Raw genomic sequence first — 22,970 nt, forward strand, 5'->3', positions numbered from 1 at the left:
GATCGGCCGGGCGGTGGCACCCGAAGGTCGTATGGTCTGGTGCCATGACCACCCACACCCCTGCGGACACCTTCCCGAGGCAGTACGCGCGCACCCTGCGCTACACCGTCGGCGCGCCCCGGTCGTTCTCCGTCGCACCCGACGGCTCCCGGGTCGTCTTCCTGCGCTCCCGTTCGGGCGGCGACCGGGCCAACCTGCTCTGGACCCTCGACACCGCCACCGGCGAGGAGCGGATCGCCGCCGACCCGGCCGTCCTGCTCGGCGGCGGCGAGGAAGACCTCTCCCCGGCCGAGAAGGCCCGCCGCGAGCGCAGCCGCGAGGGCTCGGCCGGCATCGTCGGCTACGCCCTGGACGGCGCCGGCCGGCTGGCCGCCTTCGCCCTCTCCGGACGCCTGTTCACCGCCGACCTGGTGGCGGGCACCACGGCCGAACTGCCCGCCGAGGGCCCGCTCCTCGACCCGCGCCCCTCGCCGGACGGCGTCCACGTCGCCTACGCCAACACCGCCGGCGAGCTGCGGCTCACCCGGACGGACGGTACCGGCGACCGGGCCCTCGTCCAGCCCGAAGGCCCCGGCGTGACCTGGGGGCAGGCCGAGTTCATCGCCCAGGAGGAGATGGACCGCGACCGCGGCTTCTGGTGGTCGCCCGACGGTGACCGGCTGCTGGTCGAGCGGGCCGACGACAGCCCGGTGCGCCGCTGGTGGATCGCCGACCCGGCCAACCCGGGCACCGAGCCCGCCGAGATCGCCTACCCCGCCGCCGGCACCGCCGACGCCGAGGTCGGCCTCTGGGTGGTCGGCCTGGACGGCGCCCGGACGGAGGTGCTGTGGGACCGCACCGCCTTCCCGTACCTGGCCCGGGTGCACTGGTCCAAGGGCGGCGTACCGCTGCTGCTCGTCCAGGCCCGCGACCAGCGCAGCCAGCTGATCCTCGGGGTGGACGTGGCGAGCGGCGCCACCGAGGTGCTGTTCGAGGAGCGCGACGACGCCTGGCTGGAGCTGTTCCAGGGCGTCCCGGCCTGGACGCCGGACGGCCGGCTGGTCCGGATCTCCGACGCGGACGGGACGCGCGCGCTGGTGATCGGCGACCAGGCCGTCACCGGGGCCGACCTGCACCTGCGCTCGGTGGTCGCGATCACCGAGGACGAGGTCTTCTTCAGCGCCTCCGGCGGCGCCGAGGAGACCGACCCCGAGCCCGGCTGGATCGCCGTCGGCCGGATCAGCCACGACGGCAAGCGGCTCTCCTGGGAGGCGGCCAACGGCCGGCCGTTCACCTCGGTGACCACCGCGGTGCACGCGGCCGGCGTCACCGTCCGGGCCACCGCCGAGCACGACCGGCCCGGCACGCTCGTCCAGGTCGCCCGCGACCTGCCGGAGGGCGTGGTGGTGGACGACATCGCCACCATCGAGTCCTACGCCGAGACGCCGGTGATCACCGCCCGCCCGGTCTTCCGCTTCGCCGGTGAGCGGCGCATCCCCGCCGCGGTCTTCCTGCCCACCGGCTACGACCGCGAGCGCGACGGCCTGCTGCCCGTCCTGATGGACCCGTACGGCGGCCCGCACGGCCAGCGCGTCGTCCAGGCGCACAACCCGCACCTCAACTCGCAGTGGTTCGCCGACCAGGGCTTCGCGGTGGTCGTCGCCGACGGGCGCGGCACCCCCGGGCGCGGCCCGGCCTGGGAGAAGTCGATCGCCTTCGACTTCGCCGGCGCCACCCTGGACGACCAGGTGGAGGCGGTGCAGGCGCTCGCCGAGGAGTTCCCGCTGGACCTCGGCCGGGTCGCCATCCGCGGCTGGTCGTACGGCGGCTACCTCTCCGCGCTCGCGGTGCTGCGCCGCCCGGACGTCTTCCACGCGGCCGTCGCCGGCGCCCCGGTGACCGACTGGGAGCTGTACGACACCCACTACACCGAGCGCTACCTGGGCCACCCGGCCGAGCGTCCGGAGGTCTACGCGGCCAACTCGCTGAGCGGCTACGCGGCCGGTCTGGAGCGGCCGCTGATGATCATCCACGGTCTGGCGGACGACAACGTGGTGGCCGCGCACACCCTGCGGCTCTCCTCCGCCCTGCTCGCGGCCGGCCGCCCGCACACCGTGCTGCCGCTCTCGGGCGTCACCCACATGACGCCGCAGGAGGAGGTCGCGGAGAACCTGCTGCTGCTCCAGGTCGACTTCGTGAAGCGCTCGCTGGGCATCTGATCCCCCGCAACCGCCCCTGACCCGCGGCTTCCGCGGCCGGTGCCCGTGCCGCGGGTGCCGGCCGCAGCCATGACATCCGTCATGCGGAAGGCACGACGGCGGGCACTGCCGCCGGCCCCGGTCCGCGCGGGACCCTGAGGTGGCGCGAACGACACCGGCAGGGGAGAGGACCGGGGCGATGGACACCGAAGCGGCCGCCTTCCGGCAGGTCGGCAAGAGCCGCGGCCGGGTCCGGGCGGTGGACGGTCCGGCCGGCTTCCCGGTGGTCTTCGTCGCGGCCGCGGCAGCGCTGTACCGCCGGGACACCCGGCGGGCATGATGGCCCCCATGCCAGACACGTTCTCCGCGTACCGTCCCGACGAGCTCGGGAAGGCGGGCGGGGAACGGGTGGTCTTCACCAACATCCCGGGCGCCCCGGTGGAGAACCGCCGCCAGCTGCTGGTCAAGGTCTGCTGGATGCTGCTCTGGATGGTCTACCTGTTCTACCCGGTGGGCGATCTGCTCAAGGGCGGGCACGCGGTGGCCGCCACGGTGGCCGGCTGGCTGGCCCTGGCCGCCTTCCTGGCCAGCTACATCGGCCTGGTGATCTTCCGCTCGATGGTCGGGAGGCTGCCCAGGGCGGGCGACGCGATGGCCGCCGTGATGATCGTGATCTCGGTGGTCACCACCTTCGGCCTCGGCACCGCCTGGCTGACGCTGTTCACCTACTCCGCGGTGGCCGTCGGCGTCGTCCTGCCACCGCGCTTCGCCCTCGGCGGGGTCGCCGTGATGACGCTGGTCACCGGCGCCGTCGGACTGCTCAGCCACGTCGACCGCGGCGCGATCCCGACCATCATGCTCAGCGCCTTCCTGGCCGGCGCCGCGATGACCGGCCTGCAACGGCTGGTCGCGACCATGCGGGAGCTGCGCGAGGCACGGGCCGCCGTCGCCCACCTGGCCGCCGCCGAGGAGCGGCTGCGGCTCTCCCGGGACCTGCACGACCTGCTCGGGCACTCGCTGTCGCTGATCACCCTGAAGAGCGAGCTGGCCGGGCGGTTCATGGACGCGGGCAAGGACGAGGCGGCACGGGCGCAGGTCGCCGACATCGAGCAGGTGGCCCGGCAGTCGCTGATCGACGTCCGGGAGGCGGTGACCGGCTTCCGCAGGCCCACCCTGCCGGTCGAACTGGCCGCCGCCCGTACGGCGCTGGCGGCCGCGCAGGTGACCCTGGAGGTGTCGCCGACGCTGCCGGACGCCTGGACCGGGCTCGCCACCGAGGAGTCGGGCGCCCTGGCCTGGGCGCTGCGCGAGGCGGTCACCAACATCGTCCGGCACGGCGAGGGCGCCACGGCCTGCACGGTGACGGCCGACGAGACCTGGGAGGGCGACGGCGAGCGATACGCCGCCCTGGAGATCACCGACAACGGCGCCGGGCCCGGCAAGTCCGCCCCGGGCAACGGGCTTTCCGGCCTGGAGGAGCGGCTGACGCTGGTCGGCGGACGGCTGGAGACCGGGCCGGGGGAGCGCGGCAGGGGCTTCCGGCTGCGGGCGCTGGTGCCGCTCCGGACGGCCTCCGCACCCGCGCCCGGCGGGCGTTAGGGCTTGCCGGATAAGCCCTGGGCCACGCCGGGCCCCCGGCCGGCGGTGGTCTCCCCCTTCCTCGGCCGGTCGCCGCGCGCGCCGAACCGGAGGCCGGGCGATGTGGTGACCCCGTACCGGTGTCACCACATCGGGTCTTCTTCTCGCCGGTGAATCCCCTTGCGCCGCTTGCCCGGGCCCCGCGCCCGGCCCCTGAGGGATGTTTGAGCAGGGTGAAGCCGGGACAGGGGCACGTTCTGCTGCTAGGCGAGGAAGGACTGCACCATGGCATCGAGGCCGAGAAGGGCGACCGAGGAGATCCGGCGGGGGCCGGCGGAGGTGGCCGCCGAGCCGGTCGACGCTCCCCGGAAGGGGACGCGGGCGTGACGGCCCCGGACTCCTCCTGGTCTCCGTGCATCGGGGAGACGGTGGCCATCGTCCCGCCGGACTGGGAGATCTCGACGCCCTGGGCCCCCCGGATCCCCGCCGAGGTCGTCGATGTGACCGACAACCTCATCACGCTCACCGTCGACGGCCAGCTCCGACTGCGCCGGCTGCACCAGATCGCGCCCTGGACGGACCTGCGCTGAGCACCGACGAGGCGGAGCCGCGATGAGCGCTCCCGGGCCGTGCACCGCGGCGCCCGGCGTAGCCGTCCACGACCGCCGTGCCGCCCGACTTCCTGCGGGTCGCCCTCTGCCGGTCCGGGCACGCCGGGCAGGCCGGCCCCGGGCGCCCTCAGTCCCCGCGGCCGTAGCCGGAGTCGACGATTCGCTGCGCCCCCTCGGTGTAGTAGCCGGGGTCCTCGGGCAGTTCGGTGGCCAGAGCGTCGACGTAGCGGTTGTACATGCAGAACGCGGCGGCGATCAGGACGGTGTCGTGGATCTCGGTGTCACCGGCGCCGGCCGCCCGGGCGGCCGCGACCGCCTCCTGCGAGACCGGCCCGACCTGCCCCCGGACCTCGGCCGCGATCCGCAGCAGGGCCCGCATCCGCTCCGTGAGCGGCGCGGACGCGGGATCGGCCAGGGCTGCCTTCACCAGCGCCTCGCCACCCTCCAGCTGCGCTGCGGCGAAGGCGCTGTGGGCGTTCGTGCAGTAGCGGGTGCCGTTGAGCCCGGAGACGTACGCGGCGACCAGCTCGCGCTCGCCCCGGCTCATCGGGGCCGGGTTGCGCAGCAGCGCGTCGGCGAGCATCGACAGCGGGGCGGCGGTGTCCGGGCGGAGCGTCAGCAGCCCGTTGATTCCCGGTAGTTCGTTGTCGATGGCGATGTGCGGCACGGTGCACTTCCTCGTCTCGGAGGGGTGGGCGGACGGCGGTCCATCGTCACGGGTGCCGCTCCGGGCGGGCAACTTCCATATTGCCCAACCGTCTTGGGCCGAGGCCGGCCCCGGCCGGCGTGCCCCGGGTGCAGACCGGGAATAGGGCGGGTCGGCGAAGTGCCCAGGGGGCGCGCCCCGGCGGACGTGGCTGATTCCAGGCGCGCTTGGAGGGCGTTCGGCCCGGTTCGTACGGGCGGTTCTGAGCCCCGTCCGCCGACCGGCCCCGCCCTGCCGGGCCGGTGCCCTAGCCTGGCCCACGGCCGCCGCGGAGGGCGGTCTCCCGATAGCGGAGGGTGTCATGAATTCGCTTGCGAAGAAGGCGCGTTGGGCAGGTTCATTGATGGTGGCCGGGGTGCTGCTGGTCACCGGCGCGGGTGCCGCCGCAGCCGATCAGGCGCCCGAGGTGCCGGGTGCCACCGCGGTCGGCTGGCGGTCGCTCGGGCTGGCGGTCAGCCCGGACGGGACCAGGGCGTACGTGGTGGCGTGGGACCGGGTGGGCAGCGACCTCTCCGTGGTGCTGCGGACGGTCGACACCCGGACGGGCACGGTGGTCGCGCGGCTGACGCTGGCCGACACGGGGACGGCGGGCCGGCCCGTGGTCAGCCCGGACGGCTCCCGGCTCTATGTGGTGGTCTCGGAGCAGCTGGTGGCCGTCTCCACCGCCACCAACACCGTGCTGTCCCGGACCCCGGCGCCGGACCAGCCGCGCCCGGCCGGCTGGAGCCAGGGGAGGCTGACCGGCCTGGCGGTCAGCCGGGACGGCGCGCGGGTCTACGTGGACCAGTACGGGCCGTACGGCCTCAACCAGGGCGTCGGCACGGGCCGGGTGCTGGTGTTCTCCACCGGACAGGACGCGTTCACCTCCACCGTGCCGGTGGGCGGCTACCAGGTCGACTCGATCGCCGTCGCCCCGAACGGCGGCGCCGCGTACGTCAGCACCGACCAGGGGCTGTTCCACCTGGACACCGGCGGGGCCGTCCCGGCGGTGGCCCGCGTCGTCGACCGGCTCGGCGCCAGTACCGAACTGGCACCCTCCCCGGACGGCACCCGCCTGTACGCGCTGGGCTGGCAGACCGGCAGCGGCACCGGCTACGAGGTCGACACCGCCAGGGACACCGCCCGGCCCGCGGTCACCTTCGGCTCGGGCTGGGTCGACGTGCACTTCGTGTCCGTGAGCCCGGACGGCCGCCGCCTGTACGTGCTCAAGGACGGGTGGGCCCCGGAGGCGTCGGTGCTGTCCTTCGACACCGCGACCAACACCGGCGTCCCGGCGGAGACGTTCACCGGGTTCGCCCTGGACGGGGTGTCGGACGCGGCGGTGGGCCCGGACGGCCACACGCTGTACGTGGTCGGCCTCCACGGCGGCGACGGCTCGTACCTGAAGACCGTCGGCTTCTGACCCGCGATCCGCGGCGACGCACCCGCGGCGGGCGGCCGGGGACACCGGCCCGCCCGCCGCACCGGTGCGGGGGCTCAGGTGCCGGGCCCGTCGGGAGCGGACGTCCGCGGTGCCTCGACGAACCACCCGGGGCCCCTAAGGTCGTCGGCATGAGTGAGATTCAGAACGGCGGGGCCTCCGTCCGCGTCCTGCTCGCCGAGGACCAGGGGATGGTCCGGGAGGCGCTGGCCGCGCTGCTCGGGCTGGAGGGGGACATCGACGTCGTCGCGCAGGTCGGGCGCGGCGACGAGGTGGTGGCGGCCGCCATCGCGCACGAGGTGCAGGTCGCGGTGCTGGACATCGAGATGCCGGGGATGACCGGGATCGAGGCGGCCGCCGAGCTGCGCCGGCAGCGGCCCCAGACCAGGATCGTGATCGCGACGACCTTCGGGCGGCCCGGGTATCTGCGCCGGGCGATGGAGTCGGGCGCGGACGCGTTCCTGGTGAAGGACGCCCCGGCGGCCGAGCTGGCCGAGGCGATCCGGCGGGTGCTGCGCGGCGAGCGGGTGATCGACCCGGCCCTGGCCGCCGCCGCGCTCGCCGAAGGGGCGAACCCGCTGACGGCCCGTGAGCGTGATGTGCTGGCGGCCGCCGCCGACGGGGCGGTGAACGCCGACATCGCCAAGCGGCTGCACCTCTCCGAGGGGACGGTGCGCAACTACCTCTCGATGGCGATCCAGAAGACCGAGGCCCGCAACCGCACCGAGGCCGTCCGGATCGCCCGGGAGAAGGGCTGGCTGTGAAGCCGGTCAGTTGAGCCGGTGCCGGGCCGCGCGGGCCTCCTGTCGGACCTTCGCCGCCGCGTCCGGGTCGAAGGCGTCCAGGATCTCCGCGTACGCGTCCATCTCGGCCGAGCCGCCGAGGAAGTCGCCGGTCCGGACGAGCAGCTCGGCCCGCTCCAGCCGGAGCTGGGCGGGGTGGCGGGGGAGCAGCAGGGCCAGTTCGGTGGCCCAGAGCTGGGTGCGGGCGTGCTCGGGACGGTCGGCGGCCCAGCCGCGGATGTTGCCGAGTACCCGCAGCACGATGTCCAGCGGCTGCGCGGGGGTGAGCAGTTCGGGCGTGAACGGGTGGCCGGTGGCGTGGACCAGGTCGGTCACGTCCGTGAGGTCGAGCAGCCGGCCGCCGTGGAACGGGTCCGCCAGGACGTAGTCGTCGCCGCCGTCCGGGCCGCCGACGGCGACGATGAAGTGGCCCGGCAGGGCGACGCCGTGGACGGCCAGCCCGGCCCGGGCGGCGACCGCCGTCCACACCAGCGACAGCATGATCGGCAGCCCGCGCCGGCGCCGCAGCACGTCCGGCAGCAGCGAGGACTCCAGCCGCCGGTAGTCGGACTGCCGCCCGTGGAACCGCTCCCGCCCGCCGAGGACGGCCGCGAGCAGGGCGGCCGTCTCCTCGGGCCCGGCCGGCGCGCGCTCCGCGACGGCGAGCCGGACGGCGGCGGCGTGCCGGTCCAGCGCGGCCTCGCAGGCGGCGAGCAGCGCGTCCAGGGTGGGCGGCTCCCGGAGGTCGTCGGGATCCGGTGCGGGGCTGTGCTCGGCGGCCGCGAGCAGGCAGAGCAGCACCGGATCGGGGTGCTCGGCCCGGGCCTCGGTCCGGAAGCGTGCTCTGCTCTGCTCGGTCACGGTGGCTGCGACGGCTTTCGTGCGGCGGACGGCTGGGACGGCTGGGACGGCTGGGACGGCGGACGAGGGACGGCCGGTGGTGGACGGCTCCCGGAGCGCGCTACCGCTGGGGGAGGCGGGCGTAGTGGTAAGTGTGACTGGTCGTGAAGCCAAGTCCGTCATAGAGCGCGATCGCACCATCGTTCTCCGCCTCGACCTGGAGGCAGGCACCGGTGGCGCCCTCCTCGGCGGCCCGGGCGGCGAGCACCGCCATCAGCGCCGTGGCCAGGCCCGCGCGCCGGGCGTACGGGGCGACCTCGATCGCCCCGAAACAGGCCCACGGTCCGTCGATGACACAGCGTCCGATCGCCGGCGGCGGCTGACCGGCCGCCCCCGGCACGGTGGCGAACCAGACCGAAGGACCGCCGTGCAGCACCGCCCGGGCGGCCTCCTCCACCGCCGGGTCGTCCGTCACCCGCCGGTACAGCGCCATCCACTCCGGACCGGCCGTCCGGGACAGCCGGACCCGGTCGTGCCCCGAGCCGATCCGGGCCAGCGGCGCCAGCGCGGCGGTCCGTACCAGGGTGGGCGAGTACGCGGCGCCCAGCCGGTCGAGCTCGGCGCGCAGTTCCTCCGGCGAGCCGGGCACGCAGACCTCGACCCAGGCGGGCAGGGCGCGCGCACGGTACCAGTCCTGGACGGCCGCCAGCGCCCGCGGCAGCGGCAGCCCGGGGTCGCCGAGGGCCTGGACGGAGTTGGCCCGGCGGGTGAAGCCGGCCGAGGCGCGCAGCGTCCAGTCGCCGAGCGGCTCCTGCTCGACGGCGGGCCAGCCGCGCGCCGCGATCCGCTGGAGCTCGACCGCCGTCGCGACGGGCGGGGCGACACGCCGGGCCGGGAAGAGCGGCACCACCTTGCCCGCGACCAGCAGCTTCTCGTCGAACGAGACCGGATCGCCACTCCTCGGGACGACCGTCAGTCCAAGATCGTCCCACGATGTGAGCACGCCGATCACATCGCGGAACACCGGCCTGTCGTCCACGAACTCCGAGACACGCCGTACTGAAACGCGTCGTCCCACGTCAGAGCGGTCTATCCGGACCTCCGGACGCGACTCCACGGGCCCGCTGGACGCCATCTGGGCACCTCCTGTGCATTTGCGGTCTCCGACCCGCGATACTAGGGGCGGGCATCGACGACGCCGCGCTCACCCGCGCACGCGAGCAAAACAGAATGGGCCGCCGAGCCCTTCCGAGGAGGAACGACAGCGTGACCTACGTCATCGCGCAGCCTTGTGTCGACGTCAAGGACAAGGCGTGCATCGAAGAGTGCCCGGTTGACTGCATCTACGAGGGCGAGCGATCGCTCTACATCCACCCGGATGAGTGTGTCGACTGTGGCGCTTGTGAGCCGGTCTGCCCGGTCGAGGCGATCTTCTACGAGGACGACACTCCGGAGGAGTGGAAGGACTACTACAAGGCGAACGTCGAGTTCTTCGACGACCTCGGTTCGCCCGGTGGTGCCTCGAAGCTCGGCCTGATCGAGCGCGACCACCCGTTCATCGCCGCTCTGCCGCCGCAGAACGCCGACCACTGACCGATCGGTGGCAACTGAGCTGTGAGTACCAACGACAGCACGCACGCGCCGTTCCCGGGCCACCCGGGGGCGGCGCGCCGCGTTTCCGACCTCCTGCCGGTCTTCCCCTGGGACAAGCTGGAGCCGTACAAGCGGACCGCCCTCGCCCACCCGGGCGGGCTCTGCGACTTCTCGGTGGGCACCCCCGTGGACCCGGTCCCCGAGGTGATCCAGAAGGCGCTGGCCGCCGCCACGGACACGCCCGGCTATCCGACCGTCTGGGGCCCGGTGGAGCTGCGCGAGGCGATCGCCGGCTGGCTGCGCCGCCGGGTCGGCGCCGAGATCGGCCCGGAGGCCGTCCTGCCGACCGTCGGCTCCAAGGAGCTGGTGGCCTGGCTGCCGACCCAGCTCGGCCTCGGCCCCGGTGACCAGGTCGCCTACCCGCGGCTGGCCTACCCGACGTACGAGGTGGGCGCGCGGCTCTGCGGCGCCGAGCCGGTCGAGTACGACTCGGTGGACGAGCTGGACGGCTCGCGGGTGCGCCTGATCTGGGTGAACTCGCCGTCCAACCCGACCGGCCGGGTCCTGGGCGCGGACGAGCTGCGCCGCGCGGTCGAGTGGGCCCGGGAGCACCGGGCGCTGCTGGTCAGCGACGAGTGCTACCTGGAGCTGGGCTGGGAGGCCGACCCGGTCTCCGTCCTGCACCCGGACGTCTGCGGGGGCTCCGGCCGGGAGAAGCGGCACGAGGGCCTGCTGGCCGTCCACTCGCTCTCCAAGCGTTCCAACCTGGCGGGCTACCGCGCCTCCTTCGTGGCGGGCGACCCGGTGGTGGTCAGGGAGCTGCTGGAGGTGCGCAAGCACGGCGGCATGATCGTGCCGGCGCCGGTCCAGGCGGCGACCGTCGCGGCGCTCGCGGACGACGCGCACGTGGCCGAGCAGCGTGGACGGTACGCGGCCCGGCGCTCGGCGCTGCGGGCGGCGCTGGAGGCGTACGGCTTCCGGGTGGAGCACTCGGAGGCGAGCCTCTACCTGTGGGCGACCCAGGACCGGCCGTGCTGGGAGACGGTGGCCGAACTGGCCGGTCTGGGCATCCTGGTGGCGCCCGGCGACTTCTACGGGCCGGCCGGCGGGCAGTTCGTCCGGGTCGCGTTCACCGCGACCGACGAGCGGGTCGCGGCGGCCGTGGAGCGGCTGCGCGGCTGAGCCCGCGGACGTGCTGCGGAGGGGGCCGGTGCCCCGACGGACACCGGCCCCCTCCGCGTGCCGTTCCCCGGTCAGCCGATCGGCAGCCCGCTGAGGCTGCCGCCGTTCAGGCCGCCCAGCAGCCCGGAGAGCGGGCCGGTGAGGCCGGCCAGCGGGTTGTTCGCGCCGAGGTCGGTGCCGCCCAGGCGGTTGGCCGAGCCGTGCTCGGCCAGGCCGAGCACGTCGGCACCGGGCAGACCGGCGGGCAGGGCGCGGGTCACCGCGCCGATCGGCAGCGCGTCGGTGACGGCGTTGGCGCCGGGGACGGCACCGGTGAGCGTCTCGGCGCCGGGCAGGGCCTGGGTGACCGCGCCGGTCTGGGTGAGCCCGCCGACCGGGTTGGTGGTGGCGGCGCTGCGGCCGGCCGCAGCGTGGCCGGTGACGGCCTCGCCGAGCTTGCCGGCCAGGGCGGAGGCCACCTTCGGGGTGACGGCGGAGAGCTGGCCGGTGGTGGCGGCGGTCTTGTCGACCGGCGCGGTCAGCGAACCGGCCTTCTCGTTCGCCTCGGGAAGCTGCTGGGCGACGATGTTGCCGGTGGCGTCCGCGGTGGCGGGTACGCCCGCGGCGACGGTGGCGGCGCCGGTGTTCCCGGCGGCCTGGCCCAGCTCGTGGGTGGTGTGCTGCAGGGTGGAACTCGCGTCGGTGTTGGTCAGCTGGCCCAGCGGCGCGGCCAGGTCCGACTTGGGCAGCAGGGCGTCGGCTGCGGACGCGGAGCCGGCCGCGACCAGCGGGGTCGCTCCGGCCGCCACGAGCAGCGCGGCCTGGGCGATCCGGCGCGTGAGGGAGTGAGACATGGGGCTCCTCGAAGGGTCTGGGTCCGTCCCGTCCGCCGGGCGGACGACGTTCATACCGCTTGAGAAGCCAGAAGGTTTCGGTCGGTGCAACGAAAACGCATAACCGACGATCGGATCGTATGTCTGACGCTGCGCCGGGTCGGCCGGCCCGTCCGGTGGCGCGGGCGGGCCGTGGCCAAGGGGAGTGACGGTTCTGCACTCCGGCGGGGACAACCAGCCACCCGTCCACCGGGGTTGACCGGAATCACCGGTTCGGCGGTAACCCGGACACCAGTGCGTCAGCTCTTCCCGACGGGGGCCAGCGAGACCTGCACGAGCTTGGTCGAGGTGCCGGTCGGCTGCGGCTTCCAGCCGTCCTCGGACTTCGCCTTCCGCCAGATCCTTCCGTCGTACGCCACCGTCTCGATGCCCAGCTCCTGGGCCTGCGTCACCGCCCAGTGCGCCACCGCCCAGCCGTTCTGCCGCTCGGCGTCCGGGCCCGCGTCGGTGCTCGCGGCCGGGTCCGGCGTCAGCGAGACGGCGTTCCCGACGCCCTTGATGGTGGAGGCGTACCCGGTGGCTGGCGTCACCGTCCGGCCGAACTCACGGCGCACCCGGTCGGCCAGCGCCTGCGACCGGTCCGGCCGTCCGGCCGGCGAGGCGGAGGCCGACGCGGACCCGGTCGGGGTGGCGGCGTCGTCGGCCGGATCCGGCGCGTCGAAGTCGTGCACCACACAGGTCAGCGAGGCCGGTTCGCGGCCGGTGAGCGCCGAGGCCAGCAGCGTCGCTTTGGTCTCGTGCTTGGCGTAGGCCTGCGGGTAGCCGCTCTTCTGCACCTGCTGCGCCGCGTCGGTCAGCGGCAGCCGGGTGTAGCCGGGCACCTTGACCAGGCCGTCCAGGAACTTGTTGGTCGCGTAGACCGGGTCCATGATCTGCTCCACGGTGCCCCAGCCCTGCGAGGGACGCTGCTGGAACAGACCGACCGAGTCCCGGTCGCCGCCCGACAGATTACGGATCTTGGACTCCTGCATCGCGGTCGCCAGCGAGATGGTCACCGCCCGGTCCGGCAGGCCGCGCGCGTGCGCCACGGCGGCGATCGTCGCCGCGTTGGCCGCCTGCGGGAGCTCCAGCGTCCCCTCGCCGGCCGGCGTCTTCACCTCGCAGCCCTCGGCCGTGAACTTCTGGTCGCGGAGCCAGTACAGCCCGACCGCGACCAGTACGAGCGCCAGCAGCCCGATCAGCACCGCCCGCAGCGGCCTGCGGCGCCGCCGGGGCGCCGTGTCGCCGCCCTGCCCGCCGCTCCTCTTCCTGGCCACCGCCGCCCCTCTCCACCGTCCCTTGATCCGACACCGTACCCACTCGGACGGACGTACGGCGCAGGCGGTTCTGTGTTATCGCCCTTCGCCGCCGGGCGCTCGTACCCGGTGCCGACGCTCCTCGCTTCGTCGCGCCCTCCTTCGTCGGTTGCTCCCGCGCTCTTTCGCTTTCGGCACCGGCGCGCCCTTTGGCTCAGGGCGGGTTCGCCCTTCGCCGCCGGGCGCTCGTACCCGGTGCCGACGCTCCTCGCTTCGTCGCGCCCTCCTTCGTCGGTTGCTCCCGCGCTCCTTCGCTTTCGGCACCGGCGCGCCCTTTGGCTCAGGGCGGGTTCGCCCTTCGCCGCCCGGTGGCGCGGCGATAGGCTGGACGACCATGAGCAGCCCGAACACGCCCCTGGACCTCACCCTCGACGGCGGCACGCTGACCGCCCGGCTCGTCGACTTCCCGTCGGTCAGCGGCAACGAGCAGGCGCTCGCCGACGCCGTGGAGGCCGCCCTGCGCGCCTACCCGCACCTCACCGTCGACCGGCACGGCAACAACGTGGTCGCCCGCACCGACCTGGGCCGCGCCGAGCGCGTCCTGCTCGCCGGCCACCTGGACACCGTGCCGATCGCCGACAACCTGCCCTCCCGCGTCGAGGGCGACCTGCTCTACGGCTGCGGCACCTCCGACATGAAGTCCGGTGTGGCCGTCCAGCTGCGGCTGGCCGCCACCCTTCCGGAGCCCAACCGCGACCTCACCTTCGTCTTCTACGACTGCGAGGAGGTGGAGGCCCACCGCAACGGCCTCGGCCACCTCGCCGCCGAGCACCCCGACTGGCTGGCCGCCGACTTCGCGGTGCTGCTGGAGCCCAGCGGCGCCACCGTCGAGGGAGGCTGCCAGGGCACCATGCGGGCGCAGATCCGGCTCACCGGTGTGCGCGCCCACTCGGCCCGCAGCTGGCTCGGTGACAACGCCATCCACCACGCTGCCGAGGTGCTCGGCCGGCTCGCCCGGTACCAGCCGCGCCGGGTGGAGATCGACGGCCTGGAGTACCGCGAGGGCCTCAACGCCGTCCGCATCGACGGCGGCGTGGCCGGCAACGTCATCCCCGACGAGTGCGTGGTGACGGTCAACTTCCGCTTCGCGCCCGACCGCAGCGAGGCCGACGCCGAGAAGCACGTGCGCGAGGTCTTCGAGGGCTACGAGGTGACGGTCACCGACTCCGCCCCGGGCGCGCTGCCGGGCCTCGCCCAGCCCGCCGCGCAGGCCTTCCTGGCCGCCACCGGTGGCGTCGCCCGCGCCAAGTTCGGCTGGACCGACGTCGCCCGGTTCAGCGCGTTCGGCGTCCCCGCGGTCAACTACGGCCCCGGCGAACCGAACCTCGCGCACAAGCGGGACGAGCACTGCTCGCTCAGCGCCGTCACCGAGACCGAGCAGCGGCTGCGCGCCTGGCTGACCAGCTGAGCAGCCGCCGAACACGCCATCTTCCGGACGCCCAACCGACCTTCCCCCGTTGCCTGAAAACGGGGATCAACGGGCGTAGGGTTTCGTCATGACAGGCACAGGAGACGACAAGCACTACGGACACGGCCCCGAGCAGGTGGGCGAGCCGCCGCAGAAGAAGGCCTGGCCCGAGAAGCAGAAGGGCCCGGTGCTGGTGCGCCGGGACCAGGTCGGCACGAGCACCACGGACCAGCGCCTGCTGGACACCACCGGGCCGACCGACTGGCTGCACACCGATCCGTGGCGGGTGCTGCGGATCACCTCCGAGTTCGTCGAGGGCTTCGGCGCGCTGGCCGAACTCCCTCCCGCGATCAGCGTCTTCGGCTCCGCCCGGACCCCGGTCGACTCGCCCGAGTACGCGGCGGGCGTGGAGATCGGCCGGGCGCTGGTCGAGGCCGGCTACGCGGTGATCACCGGCGGCGGCCCGGGCGCGATGGAGGCCGCCAACCGCGGTGCCTCCGACGCGGGCGGGCTGAGCGTCGGCCTCGGCATCGAGCTGCCCTTCGAGCAGGGGCTCAACGAGTTCGTCGACCTCGGACTGAACTTCCGTTACTTCTTCGTCCGCAAGACGATGTTCGTCAAGTACGCGCAGGGCTTCGTGGTGCTGCCCGGCGGACTCGGCACGCTGGACGAGCTGTTCGAGGCGCTCACCCTGGTGCAGACGAAGAAGGTCACCCGCTTCCCGGTGATCCTCTTCGGCAGCGAGTACTGGGGCGGCCTCTTCGACTGGCTGAAGAACACCCTGGTCGCGCAGGGCAAGGCGGCCCCGCACGACCTCGAACTGTTCCACATCACCGACGACGTCGACGAGGTCATGAAGATCCTCGCCGACGCCCGTCGGCCGGTGAACGGGATCTGACCGGCCTACGCCAGCCCCCGGCGGGCCACCGCCGGGGGGCGGGTGCCCCGGATCGAGGCGACCATGTCCAGCACCTGCCGGGTCTCCGCCACCTGGTGCACCCGGTACACCTGGGCGCCCAGCCAGGCCGAGACGGCCGTGGTCGCCAGGGTGCCGAGCAGCCGCTCGTCCACGGGCCGGTCCAGCGTCTCGCCGACGAAGTCCTTGTTGGAGAGCGAGACCAGCACCGGGAAGCCGGTCGCGGTCATCTCCGGCAGCCGCCGGGTGGCCTCCAGCGAGTGCCGGGTGTTCTTGCCGAAGTCGTGCCCCGGGTCGATGATCAGCGCGTCCCGCCGCACCCCGAGCCCGGCGGCCCGCTCGGCCAGCCCGACGGTCACCCGCAGGATGTCCGCCATCACGTCCTCGTAGCCGACCCGGTGCGGCCTGGTCCGCGGTTCGGCGCCGCCCGCGTGGGTGCAGACCAGCCCGACGTCGTGGCGCGCGGCCACCTCGGCGAGTCGCGGGTCCACCCCGCCCCAGGCGTCGTTCAGCAGGTCAGCGCCCACCTCGCAGACCGCCTCGCCGACCTCGTGCCGCCAGGTGTCCACGCTGATCACGGCCCCCGGGTGGCGCCGGCGCAGCTCGGCCACGAACGGCACCGTGCGCCGCAGTTCCTCCTCGACCGTGACCTCGTCGCCCGGCCCGGCCTTCACCCCGCCGATGTCCAGGATGGCCGCGCCCTCGGCCATCGCCCGGTCCGCCGCGGCGAACGCGGCCTCGTCGGCGAAGGTGGCGCCCTTGTCGAAGAACGAATCCGGGGTGCGATTGACGATCGCCATGATCACCAGCTCGTCGTCACCGAATTCCCGTGGTCCCAGACGCAGTGCCACCGATGTCTCCTCCACAGCTGCTCCGGGTGCGATGATGGCCCCCGGCCTATCGGGGACCATGATCCCACTGTTGTCAGGGCCGGCCGGGAAGTCGGGAGGACAGCTCGTGTTCTGGGTGATCGTGGTGGCCATGGCCGTGGTGGTCGGCGGCGCCGCGCTGGTGGCGCTCGGCGGGGGCGGCTCGCTGCCGGAGGCGGTGCAGGACCGGATCGCCGCGCGGCTGCCGCAGGACCGTCCGCTGAGCCGGGACGACGTGGACGGGATCAGGCTGCCGATGGCCGTCCGCGGCTATCGGATGGACGAGGTGGACGACGTCCTCGACCGCCTCGGCGCGGAACTCGCGTACCGCGACTCGCGGATCGCCGAGCTGGAGGCGGGCGCCGCGCTGCGCGGCGCGGTCGAGGCCGGCCCGGACACCGGCGCCGAACCGCTGCCGGGCCTGGAGGAGTTCGCCAAGGTGGTCGAGCCCGCCGTGGTGCTGACCAAGGACTCCGAGGACGCGAAGCCGGGGCGGGACCAGTGACCGAGCCGCTGACCGAGCCGCTGACCGAGCCCCGCGCCGGGACCGGCGCCGTGGTCGGCCCGGACGGGCTGCGGCGCTGCGCCTGGGGCGACTCGGCGGACGACTACCGGGTCTACCACGACACCGAGTGGGGCCGCCCGGTGCACGGCGACGACGCCCTGTTCGAGCGGGTCTGCCTGGAGGCCTTCCAGTCCGGGCTGTCCTGGATCACCATCCTCCGCCGCCGCGAGGGCTTCCGGGCCGGGTTCGCCGGATTCGAGATCGCCAGGGTCGCGGAGTTCGGACCGGCCGACGTGGAGCGGCTGCTCGCCGACACCGGCATCATCCGCAACCGCGCCAAGATCGAGGCGGCCATCGCCAACGCCCGGGCCGCCCGCGAACTCGACGGCGGACTCGACGCGTTGATCTGGCGGTTCGCCGGTGACCCGGACCGGCCGGCCCCCCGCACCATGGGCGAGGTGCCGGCCATCACACCCGAGTCGACGGCGCTGGCGAAGGCGCTGAAGAAGGAGGGCTTCCGCTTCGTCGGCCCGACCACCGCCTACGCCCTGATGCAGGCCTGCGGCCTGGTCGACGACCACCTGGCCGACTGCCACGTCCGGGCGGCCCTGACGCGCTGAGGCGGCCCGGACGGCCCCTCGGGCCCGGGCGTCAGCGCCCCAGGTACTCCGGCTTCTCCTTGGCGACGAAGGCGCGGACCGCGATCCGGTGGTCCTCGCTGTCGCCCGCCAGGGTCTGCAGCTCGTCCTCCTTGTCCAGCAGTTCGTCCAGCGTGTGCGAAGCGCCGTACGCCAGCGACTCCTTGATGGCGCCGTACGCCACCGTGGGGCCCGCGGCCAGCTCCTTGGCGAAGGCCCGCGCGGTGGCGGCCAGCTCGGCGGCCGGGACCACCTTGGTGGCCAGACCCAGCTCCATCGCCTCGGCGGCCTTCACGGTCCGCGGCAGCATCAGCAGTTCGGTCGCCTTCGCGTGCCCGACCAGCCGCGGCAGCGTCCAGGACGCGCCCGAGTCGGCGGTCAGCGCGATCCCGGCGAAGGCGGTGTTGAAGCCGGCCGTGTCCGCGACGATCCGGAAGTCGCAGGCGAAGGCCAGCGAGGCGCCCGCGCCCGCCGCCACCCCGCCGACCGCCGCCACGGTCGGCTTGCGCATCCCGGCCAGCGCCCGCAGCAGCGGGTTGTAGTGCTCGGCGACGGTCTTCAGCGCGCCCTCGCCGGTCTCCCCGGCCCGCTTGAGCAGCTCCAGGTGCTCCTTGAGGTCCTGCCCGACGCAGAACGCGCGCTCACCGGCGCCGGTGAGCAGCACCGCCCGCACCGCCCGGTCCTCGGCGGCGGCCGCCACGGTGTCCCGCAGCGCCACCTTGGTCGCGGTGTCCAGCGCGTTCATCGCCTCCGGGCGGTTGACGGTGATGACGGCCAGGCCGCCGTCGAGCTCGTACAGGACGGAATCGGACATGGGCGAGGGCTCCCTTGTGATCGTCGCGGGGTCGGTCGTCTGTCAGGATGCCGGAGTGCGCGGCCGGGTGGGGAGTGTGAGGTATCGCACCTTTCGGTGCCGCGCCGACCGCCGCCGCGCCGGGGCTTATGCCGGGAAATGTGCCGCTTGGGCCCAATCCGGCCGTGGTTGCACCGAGAGTGATGTTGGTCATCAGCCCGTGGCATGCGGGATAATGGTTTCCGATCAATGCGTTCGATACCGGCGGTGGACGGACTGCCGGTGCGTAGCTGAGCGTTGCAGGAAGGGGAACGAGCATGGCGGCCATGAAGCCGCGGACGGGTGACGGCCCGCTCGAAGTCACCAAAGAGGGGCGGGGCATCATCATGCGCGTTCCGCTCGAAGGCGGCGGACGCCTTGTGGTGGAGCTCACGCCTGACGAGGCCGACGCCCTCGGCGAGGCCCTGAAGAAGGCCTGCGGCTGACCGCAGCGGGAACTCCCCATCTCCTGGAGATGTGCCGCCGGGCCCGGGTTCGACACGATGTGTCGGCCCGGGCTCTGTGGTTTCCGCCCCGGGCCCGGGTCCTGCCGGGCCCCGCTGCCCGGCCGGGCCCGCTACCGCTTGACGGCGCAGAGCAGGCCGTCCGAGACCGGCAGCAGCGCCGGCAGCAGGTCGTCGCTCTCCCGGACGTCCCGGACCAGGTCGCGCACCGCGTGGGTCTGCGGGTCCTGCTGCTCCGGCTCGGCCAGCCGGCCCTCCTGGAACACGCCCTCGAAGCAGACCATCCCGCCCGGTCGCAGCAGCCTCAGCGACTCCGCCAGGTACTCCCGGGACTCCGCCGGGTCCCCGTCGCAGAACACCAGGTCGTACTGGCCGTCCGCGAGCCGGGGCAGCACCTCCAGCGCCCGGCCCGGTATGAACCGGGAGCGGTTGGCCGCGAATCCGGCCGCGTGGTAGGCCTCCCGGGCCAGCTGCTGGCGCACCGGCTCGGAGTCCACCGTGGTGAGCACACCGTCCGGCCGCATCCCGCGCAGCAGGTAGACGCCGGAGACGCCCGTCCCGGTGCCGATCTCGGCGACGGCCTTGGCGTCCAGCGCCGCGGCCAGCAGCCGCAGGCAGGCACCGCCGCTCGGCCCGATCGACCTTATTCCCGTCCGCGCCGACTGGGCCCGGGCGTAGGTCAGCACCGCGTCCTCGCCCACAAAAGTGTCGGCGAGGGCCGCACGCGCGGGCCCGAACTCGCTGATGGCTGCCTCTTTCGGAGCCCCGGGTGGCGGCCCGGTGCCGAGGGGATGTCGATATTTCCTGCCACAGATTACTGGCCGACCGGGAACCGCGTACGGCGGCGGGCCGTTGCTGAAGAAGGGACCGGCCTGCGGATACCCCCCGGGCACTTTTATCCGGGCTTGACGGGTGAGGTGGATATGGTGGTGGCCCTGCTGGGCAGAAGAGCCGACCGAGGAGGTGTGGCCGAGGGCGACGTCCCTGTGCGGCGGCACATCCGCGGCACCGCGTCAGTCCGTACGCCGAAGCCCGTGATGAACCAGCCTGCGCACTCCACCCTGGACCAGCCGGCCGCCGAGACGCCGGTCGCCGGTGCCGCCGAGGCCCCCGCCGCCCTCGCGACCTTCACCGAGGGTCCCGACGCGCAGACCTGGACTCCGCCCACCTGGGAGGAGATCGTCGAGGCGCACAGCGCCCGCGTCTACCGCCTCGCCTACCGCCTGACGGGCAACCAGCACGACGCCGAGGACCTCACCCAGGAGGTCTTCGTCCGGGTCTTCCGTTCGCTGTCGACCTACACCCCCGGCACGTTCGAGGGCTGGCTGCACCGGATCACCACCAACCTGTTCCTGGACATGGTCCGCCGCCGCCAGCGGATCCGCTTCGACGCGCTCGGCGAGGACGCGGCCGAGCGCCTGGCCAGCCGCGAGCCGAGCCCGGCCCAGCACTTCAGCGACACCCACTTCGACGCCGACGTCCAGCAGGCGCTCGACACCCTCGCCCCGGAGTTCCGCGCCGCCGTGGTGCTCTGCGACATCGAGGGCCTCTCCTACGAGGAGATCGCCGCGACGCTGGGCGTCAAGCTCGGCACCGTCCGCAGCCGCATCCACCGCGGCCGCTCCCACCTGCGTGCCGCGCTCAAGCACCGCGCCCCCGGCTCGGCCCCCGGCCGTGAGCGCCGGGGCGGCTCCGAGGAGCCGGTGCCGGTCGGTGCCGTCGCCGGTGAGGCCGTCGGGGCGCCTGGTGGGCGCGGACGGAGGCGATCGTGAGCGCAACCGGCCGGTCAGGGCCGGACGCGGTCGGCAAGGCCGCGGCCCGGAGGAGCGGTTGGGCCCAGCTCGGGCGCCGGGGCCACGAGGAGCCCGACGCGCCCGCGGTGCTCGCCGGCCCGCTGCCGGGCGAGTCGGCGCTGCGCGCGGTGGCCGTCCGGCCGACCGAGCCCGCCGCCGAGGAGCACCATCTCGGGGAGCGGCTCTCCGCCTTCGTCGACGGCGAACTCGGCCATGACTCCCGTGACCGTGTCCAGGCCCACCTGGCGACCTGCCCGGAGTGCCTCGCCGAGGCCGACGAGGGCCGGGCCGTCAAGCACCTGCTGACCCGTACCGGCACCCCCGGCCCGTCCTCGGCGCTGATGGCCCGGCTGATGGCCGTCGGTGCCCTCCCGGACGACGAGCGGCCGGGCGGCCGGCCCCGCCGCGACGACGACGACCTCCCCGGCGGCGGCGTGGCGGCCGCGGGCACGCTCGGCGGCAGCCGGCTCACCGGCGGTTCGTTCGGCCGGGGCGCGGGTGCCTCCTTCGGCGCGGGCGCGCTCGGCGCCGACGCACCGCTGCCCGGGGTCGACCCGAGGGCGTTCGGGCGCGGCGGTTCGGTGCTGCGCCCGCTGATGGGCCGGCGCACGGGCCGGCCCGAGGCTCCGGTCCGGCCGCAGCCGGCCGCGGCGGCCACCGCGGTGGCCCGGCAGGCCCCGCCGCGTGGGCGCCGGTTCGTCTTCGCCGCCGCCGGCGCCTTCTCGGTCGCCGCGGTCACCCTCGGCGGGGTCGGCGGCTTCGCCGGTCCGGCCGACGAGCAGCACGGCACCTCGGTGAGCCCGGTCGGCGGCCCCGGCCGCGGCGGTCCGGTCCCGATGAACGCGCAGGTCCCGGTGGACTTCCCGGTCCACCCGGTGGCCGCCACCCGTTCCGCGGTCCCGCCCCGGGACCTGCCGGACCGCGTCACCGGCTCCGGTCTCGCCGGGATGCACCACGAGAACCGCTAGAACGGGCCTCGCGGGCCGCTCGTGACGGTTATGGCCATCGGCAGGTCTTTACCACGGCTTCATCACCGTGTGGGTCAGGGACCGGCCGGTGGCCATTACGCTGTTAGGAACCGCCGTCGGAGGAGCTAGGGAGCTTAGGTGTTCAGCGACGTAGGCTCACTGGAGGTCCTGACCCTGGTCATCATGGCCATCGTGATCTTCGGTCCGGACAAGCTGCCGAAGCTGATCCAGGACACCATGGGCTTCATCCGGAAGATCCGGTCCTTCGCCGACAGCGCGAAGGAGGACATCCGCAGCGAACTGGGCCCCGAGTTCCAGGACTTCGAGTTCGAGGACCTGCACCCCAAGACCTTCGTCCGCAAGCAGCTCATGGGCGGCAACGAGGACCCGCTGGGTCTCAAGGAGATGCGGGACACCCTGGACATCCGGTCGGTGCTGGACGACAAGCCCGCCGCCACCGTGAACGGCCGCGCGGGCACCGTCAGCATGGACAAGTCCGCCGCCGCTCCGGCGGCCTCCGCCGGGGCCCCGCTCCAGCCCGGTGAGCGGCCCCCGTTCGACCCCGACGCGACCTGACGAGGCCTGCCGCGACCCGGCGCCGGCACCCCGCGAGCGACACCACCGCCCCGTCCGGCCGCCCGGCTGAGCGGGGCGGTGGTGTGTGCGCCGCTATTGTGCTGATTGTTCCCGCTGTGCCGTCTGTCACTTCCGGTCCGATCCGGACCGAAGGCGCACGGCGGAGACGCCGGGGTGGGCCACCATGGGAGCGCACCGCGGCAGGGAAAAACGTGCGTTGAGGAGGTCCGGGATGGACGCGACGAGTCATGCGGTGACGAGTCATGCGGTGGGGACGACGGCCACGGCGGGTGGCCCGGTGGTCGGCGGGCAGCCCGGCCCGGCGGACCCGCTGGTGCCCTACCTGTCGGCGGACTTCCCCTGGTACGGCCTGGACGACGGCTGGACCGGGCGCCGCTATCTGATGCAGGCCGGCGCCGGGGGCCCGCGCGCCGGGGCCGCCGGCAACGTCGACTACGGCACCCTCGGCCACGGCGAGGAGCCGGCCAGACAGTACGAGCCGCGTGACATGCGCAAGTTCGCCGTGGTCGTCACGATGGCCCGCCGGGACAGCCGCCGCAGCGTCGACAACACCGGCACCCTCGAGGCGACCTCGGCCTCCTCCGCCGCCTGGCTGGCCGGCTCCGGCCTGCTCGCGGCGACCTGGCCGGGCCAGCTGGACCGCACGCTGCGCCAGGACTGGCTGGACCAGCAGAGCACGCTCGCCTGGGACCTCGCCGACGACCTGGCCGGCCCCGGCTGGTCCACCCTCAGCCTCCCGGTGAACGGCCTGCCGCAGCCCTTCCGCTACCGCGAGTCCGAGTACGGCTGGGTGCTCGCCGGCGAGGCCCCCGGCGTCCTGCTCGGCGCCTACGGCCGGGGCGTCAGCGCGTACGGCGCGGGCTTCGCCACCGTCCCCGACCTGACCGCCTACACCCGCCCCTGAGCCGCCCGCCCGGGGGCTCC

Annotated in this window: 25 protein-coding genes; 17 read left to right on the top strand and 8 right to left on the bottom strand. The window is 74.2% G+C overall.

Annotated features, from left to right (window positions below; genetic code table 11):
- Positions 1-44 precede the first annotated feature (44 nt).
- From ACIO5D_RS13765 to ACIO5D_RS13780, 4 genes are all read left to right on the top strand, one after another.
- Entirely contained in the window at positions 45-2,198 is a 2,154-nt protein-coding gene (locus tag ACIO5D_RS13765) for a prolyl oligopeptidase family serine peptidase (protein WP_363610824.1), read from the top strand.
- A 178-nt stretch (positions 2,199-2,376) separates the two neighbouring features.
- Positions 2,377-2,517, top strand: coding sequence for a hypothetical protein (locus ACIO5D_RS13770; RefSeq protein ID WP_400655077.1), 141 nt, complete (start codon positions 2,377-2,379; stop codon positions 2,515-2,517).
- An 8-nt stretch (positions 2,518-2,525) separates the two neighbouring features.
- On the top strand, positions 2,526-3,776 hold the full coding sequence (locus ACIO5D_RS13775) for a sensor histidine kinase (protein WP_400795196.1): 1,251 nt from the start codon (positions 2,526-2,528) through the stop codon (positions 3,774-3,776).
- Positions 3,777-4,138: 362 nt separating this feature from the next.
- Positions 4,139-4,345 carry a hypothetical protein gene (locus ACIO5D_RS13780; protein ID WP_363610828.1) on the top strand — a complete coding sequence of 69 codons (207 nt, stop codon included), beginning with the start codon at positions 4,139-4,141 and terminating at the stop codon, positions 4,343-4,345.
- 148 nt (positions 4,346-4,493) lie between these two features.
- Here ACIO5D_RS13780 and ACIO5D_RS13785 read toward each other — a convergent pair whose 3' ends face one another.
- Entirely contained in the window at positions 4,494-5,033 is a 540-nt protein-coding gene (locus ACIO5D_RS13785) for a carboxymuconolactone decarboxylase family protein (protein ID WP_400655081.1), read from the bottom strand.
- Positions 5,034-5,373: 340 nt separating this feature from the next.
- Between ACIO5D_RS13785 and ACIO5D_RS13790 the strand changes: the two genes are divergently transcribed.
- Both ACIO5D_RS13790 and ACIO5D_RS13795 read left to right on the top strand, forming a co-directional pair.
- Complete coding sequence (locus ACIO5D_RS13790) at positions 5,374-6,474, top strand: YncE family protein (protein ID WP_400795198.1); 1,101 nt, start codon at positions 5,374-5,376, stop codon at positions 6,472-6,474.
- Between the two features lie 149 nt (positions 6,475-6,623).
- Entirely contained in the window at positions 6,624-7,256 is a 633-nt protein-coding gene (locus tag ACIO5D_RS13795) for a response regulator (protein ID WP_400655085.1), read from the top strand.
- Between the two features lie 6 nt (positions 7,257-7,262).
- Here the strand turns inward: ACIO5D_RS13795 and ACIO5D_RS13800 are convergent, their stop codons facing one another.
- Together ACIO5D_RS13800 and ACIO5D_RS13805 are read right to left on the bottom strand one after the other, a co-directional pair.
- Positions 7,263-8,135, bottom strand: a complete 873-nt coding sequence (locus tag ACIO5D_RS13800) for a transglutaminase-like domain-containing protein (RefSeq protein WP_363610836.1) — start codon at positions 8,133-8,135, stop codon at positions 7,263-7,265.
- A gap of 100 nt (positions 8,136-8,235) precedes the next feature.
- Positions 8,236-9,153 carry a GNAT family N-acetyltransferase gene (locus tag ACIO5D_RS13805; protein WP_400655088.1) on the bottom strand — a complete coding sequence of 306 codons (918 nt, stop codon included), beginning with the start codon at positions 9,151-9,153 and terminating at the stop codon, positions 8,236-8,238.
- 227 nt (positions 9,154-9,380) lie between these two features.
- Between ACIO5D_RS13805 and fdxA the strand changes: the two genes are divergently transcribed.
- Together fdxA and dapC are read left to right on the top strand one after the other, a co-directional pair.
- Complete coding sequence (gene fdxA, locus ACIO5D_RS13810; RefSeq protein WP_030061559.1) at positions 9,381-9,707, top strand: ferredoxin; 327 nt, start codon at positions 9,381-9,383, stop codon at positions 9,705-9,707.
- Positions 9,708-9,728: 21 nt separating this feature from the next.
- The gene (gene dapC / locus ACIO5D_RS13815) at positions 9,729-10,889 is read left to right on the top strand and encodes a succinyldiaminopimelate transaminase (RefSeq protein ID WP_363610840.1); all 1,161 of its coding nucleotides are present in this window, start codon (positions 9,729-9,731) and stop codon (positions 10,887-10,889) included.
- Between the two features lie 71 nt (positions 10,890-10,960).
- On the opposite strand, the gene ACIO5D_RS13820 is transcribed toward dapC, so the two are convergent.
- Positions 10,961-11,722 (bottom strand): hypothetical protein, encoded by a 762-nt coding sequence (locus ACIO5D_RS13820; RefSeq protein ID WP_363610842.1) that lies wholly within the window; start codon positions 11,720-11,722, stop codon positions 10,961-10,963.
- Between the two features lie 278 nt (positions 11,723-12,000).
- The gene (locus tag ACIO5D_RS13825; protein WP_400655092.1) at positions 12,001-13,017 is read right to left on the bottom strand and encodes a hypothetical protein; all 1,017 of its coding nucleotides are present in this window, start codon (positions 13,015-13,017) and stop codon (positions 12,001-12,003) included.
- A gap of 373 nt (positions 13,018-13,390) precedes the next feature.
- Between ACIO5D_RS13825 and dapE the strand changes: the two genes are divergently transcribed.
- Both dapE and ACIO5D_RS13835 read left to right on the top strand, forming a co-directional pair.
- Positions 13,391-14,464, top strand: a complete 1,074-nt coding sequence (gene dapE, locus ACIO5D_RS13830) for a succinyl-diaminopimelate desuccinylase (RefSeq protein ID WP_400795201.1) — start codon at positions 13,391-13,393, stop codon at positions 14,462-14,464.
- 88 nt (positions 14,465-14,552) lie between these two features.
- Entirely contained in the window at positions 14,553-15,362 is an 810-nt protein-coding gene (locus ACIO5D_RS13835; RefSeq protein WP_363610848.1) for a TIGR00730 family Rossman fold protein, read from the top strand.
- A 5-nt stretch (positions 15,363-15,367) separates the two neighbouring features.
- Here the strand turns inward: ACIO5D_RS13835 and folP are convergent, their stop codons facing one another.
- Positions 15,368-16,180 (bottom strand): dihydropteroate synthase, encoded by an 813-nt coding sequence (folP, locus tag ACIO5D_RS13840; RefSeq protein WP_363610931.1) that lies wholly within the window; start codon positions 16,178-16,180, stop codon positions 15,368-15,370.
- Positions 16,181-16,337: 157 nt separating this feature from the next.
- On the opposite strand from folP, the gene ACIO5D_RS13845 reads away from it, so the two are divergent.
- Both ACIO5D_RS13845 and ACIO5D_RS13850 read left to right on the top strand, forming a co-directional pair.
- On the top strand, positions 16,338-16,754 hold the full coding sequence (locus tag ACIO5D_RS13845; RefSeq protein WP_400655096.1) for a DivIVA domain-containing protein: 417 nt from the start codon (positions 16,338-16,340) through the stop codon (positions 16,752-16,754).
- On the top strand, positions 16,751-17,374 hold the full coding sequence (locus ACIO5D_RS13850; protein ID WP_400795203.1) for a DNA-3-methyladenine glycosylase I: 624 nt from the start codon (positions 16,751-16,753) through the stop codon (positions 17,372-17,374). The genes ACIO5D_RS13845 and ACIO5D_RS13850 overlap by 4 nt, the downstream gene beginning before the upstream one ends.
- 31 nt (positions 17,375-17,405) lie before the next feature.
- Here the strand turns inward: ACIO5D_RS13850 and ACIO5D_RS13855 are convergent, their stop codons facing one another.
- Positions 17,406-18,206 carry an enoyl-CoA hydratase-related protein gene (locus ACIO5D_RS13855; protein ID WP_400795205.1) on the bottom strand — a complete coding sequence of 267 codons (801 nt, stop codon included), beginning with the start codon at positions 18,204-18,206 and terminating at the stop codon, positions 17,406-17,408.
- 296 nt (positions 18,207-18,502) lie between these two features.
- Here ACIO5D_RS13855 and ACIO5D_RS13860 point away from each other — a divergent pair, with 296 nt between their 5' ends.
- Positions 18,503-18,670, top strand: a complete 168-nt coding sequence (locus tag ACIO5D_RS13860) for a DUF3117 domain-containing protein (protein WP_014137929.1) — start codon at positions 18,503-18,505, stop codon at positions 18,668-18,670.
- Positions 18,671-18,801: 131 nt separating this feature from the next.
- On the opposite strand, the gene ACIO5D_RS13865 is transcribed toward ACIO5D_RS13860, so the two are convergent.
- Complete coding sequence (locus ACIO5D_RS13865; protein ID WP_363610933.1) at positions 18,802-19,434, bottom strand: O-methyltransferase; 633 nt, start codon at positions 19,432-19,434, stop codon at positions 18,802-18,804.
- Between the two features lie 291 nt (positions 19,435-19,725).
- Between ACIO5D_RS13865 and sigE the strand changes: the two genes are divergently transcribed.
- The 4 genes from sigE (at position 19,726) to ACIO5D_RS13885 (ending at position 22,950) form a co-directional block, all read left to right on the top strand.
- Entirely contained in the window at positions 19,726-20,460 is a 735-nt protein-coding gene (sigE, locus tag ACIO5D_RS13870) for an RNA polymerase sigma factor SigE (RefSeq protein ID WP_400655258.1), read from the top strand.
- On the top strand, positions 20,457-21,449 hold the full coding sequence (locus ACIO5D_RS13875; protein ID WP_363610855.1) for a zf-HC2 domain-containing protein: 993 nt from the start codon (positions 20,457-20,459) through the stop codon (positions 21,447-21,449). The genes sigE and ACIO5D_RS13875 overlap by 4 nt, the downstream gene beginning before the upstream one ends.
- A gap of 138 nt (positions 21,450-21,587) precedes the next feature.
- A complete protein-coding gene (locus ACIO5D_RS13880; protein WP_363610857.1) occupies positions 21,588-22,025 on the top strand; it encodes a sec-independent translocase in 438 nt (145 codons plus the stop codon).
- A 232-nt stretch (positions 22,026-22,257) separates the two neighbouring features.
- The gene (locus tag ACIO5D_RS13885; RefSeq protein ID WP_400655105.1) at positions 22,258-22,950 is read left to right on the top strand and encodes a hypothetical protein; all 693 of its coding nucleotides are present in this window, start codon (positions 22,258-22,260) and stop codon (positions 22,948-22,950) included.
- Positions 22,951-22,970 lie beyond the last annotated feature (20 nt).

The organism is Kitasatospora sp. NPDC087315 (assembly GCF_044744345.1).
Lineage (GTDB): Bacteria > Actinomycetota > Actinomycetes > Streptomycetales > Streptomycetaceae > Kitasatospora.

Excerpts from the sequence above, each read along its gene's own strand:
- ACIO5D_RS13765 (WP_363610824.1), top strand. The coding sequence starts at position 45 with ATGACCACCCACACCCCTGCGGACACCTTCCCGAGGCAGTACGCGCGC.
- ACIO5D_RS13770 (WP_400655077.1), top strand. The coding sequence starts at position 2,377 with ATGGACACCGAAGCGGCCGCCTTCCGGCAGGTCGGCAAGAGCCGCGGC.
- ACIO5D_RS13775 (WP_400795196.1), top strand. The coding sequence starts at position 2,526 with ATGCCAGACACGTTCTCCGCGTACCGTCCCGACGAGCTCGGGAAGGCG.
- ACIO5D_RS13790 (WP_400795198.1), top strand. The coding sequence starts at position 5,374 with ATGAATTCGCTTGCGAAGAAGGCGCGTTGGGCAGGTTCATTGATGGTG.
- ACIO5D_RS13795 (WP_400655085.1), top strand. The coding sequence starts at position 6,624 with ATGAGTGAGATTCAGAACGGCGGGGCCTCCGTCCGCGTCCTGCTCGCC.
- ACIO5D_RS13820 (WP_363610842.1), bottom strand. The coding sequence starts at position 11,722 with ATGTCTCACTCCCTCACGCGCCGGATCGCCCAGGCCGCGCTGCTCGTG.
- dapE (WP_400795201.1), top strand. The coding sequence starts at position 13,391 with ATGAGCAGCCCGAACACGCCCCTGGACCTCACCCTCGACGGCGGCACG.
- ACIO5D_RS13835 (WP_363610848.1), top strand. The coding sequence starts at position 14,553 with ATGACAGGCACAGGAGACGACAAGCACTACGGACACGGCCCCGAGCAG.
- folP (WP_363610931.1), bottom strand. The coding sequence starts at position 16,180 with ATGGCGATCGTCAATCGCACCCCGGATTCGTTCTTCGACAAGGGCGCC.
- ACIO5D_RS13855 (WP_400795205.1), bottom strand. The coding sequence starts at position 18,206 with ATGTCCGATTCCGTCCTGTACGAGCTCGACGGCGGCCTGGCCGTCATC.
- ACIO5D_RS13860 (WP_014137929.1), top strand. The coding sequence starts at position 18,503 with ATGGCGGCCATGAAGCCGCGGACGGGTGACGGCCCGCTCGAAGTCACC.
- sigE (WP_400655258.1), top strand. The coding sequence starts at position 19,726 with ATGAACCAGCCTGCGCACTCCACCCTGGACCAGCCGGCCGCCGAGACG.
- ACIO5D_RS13885 (WP_400655105.1), top strand. The coding sequence starts at position 22,258 with ATGGACGCGACGAGTCATGCGGTGACGAGTCATGCGGTGGGGACGACG.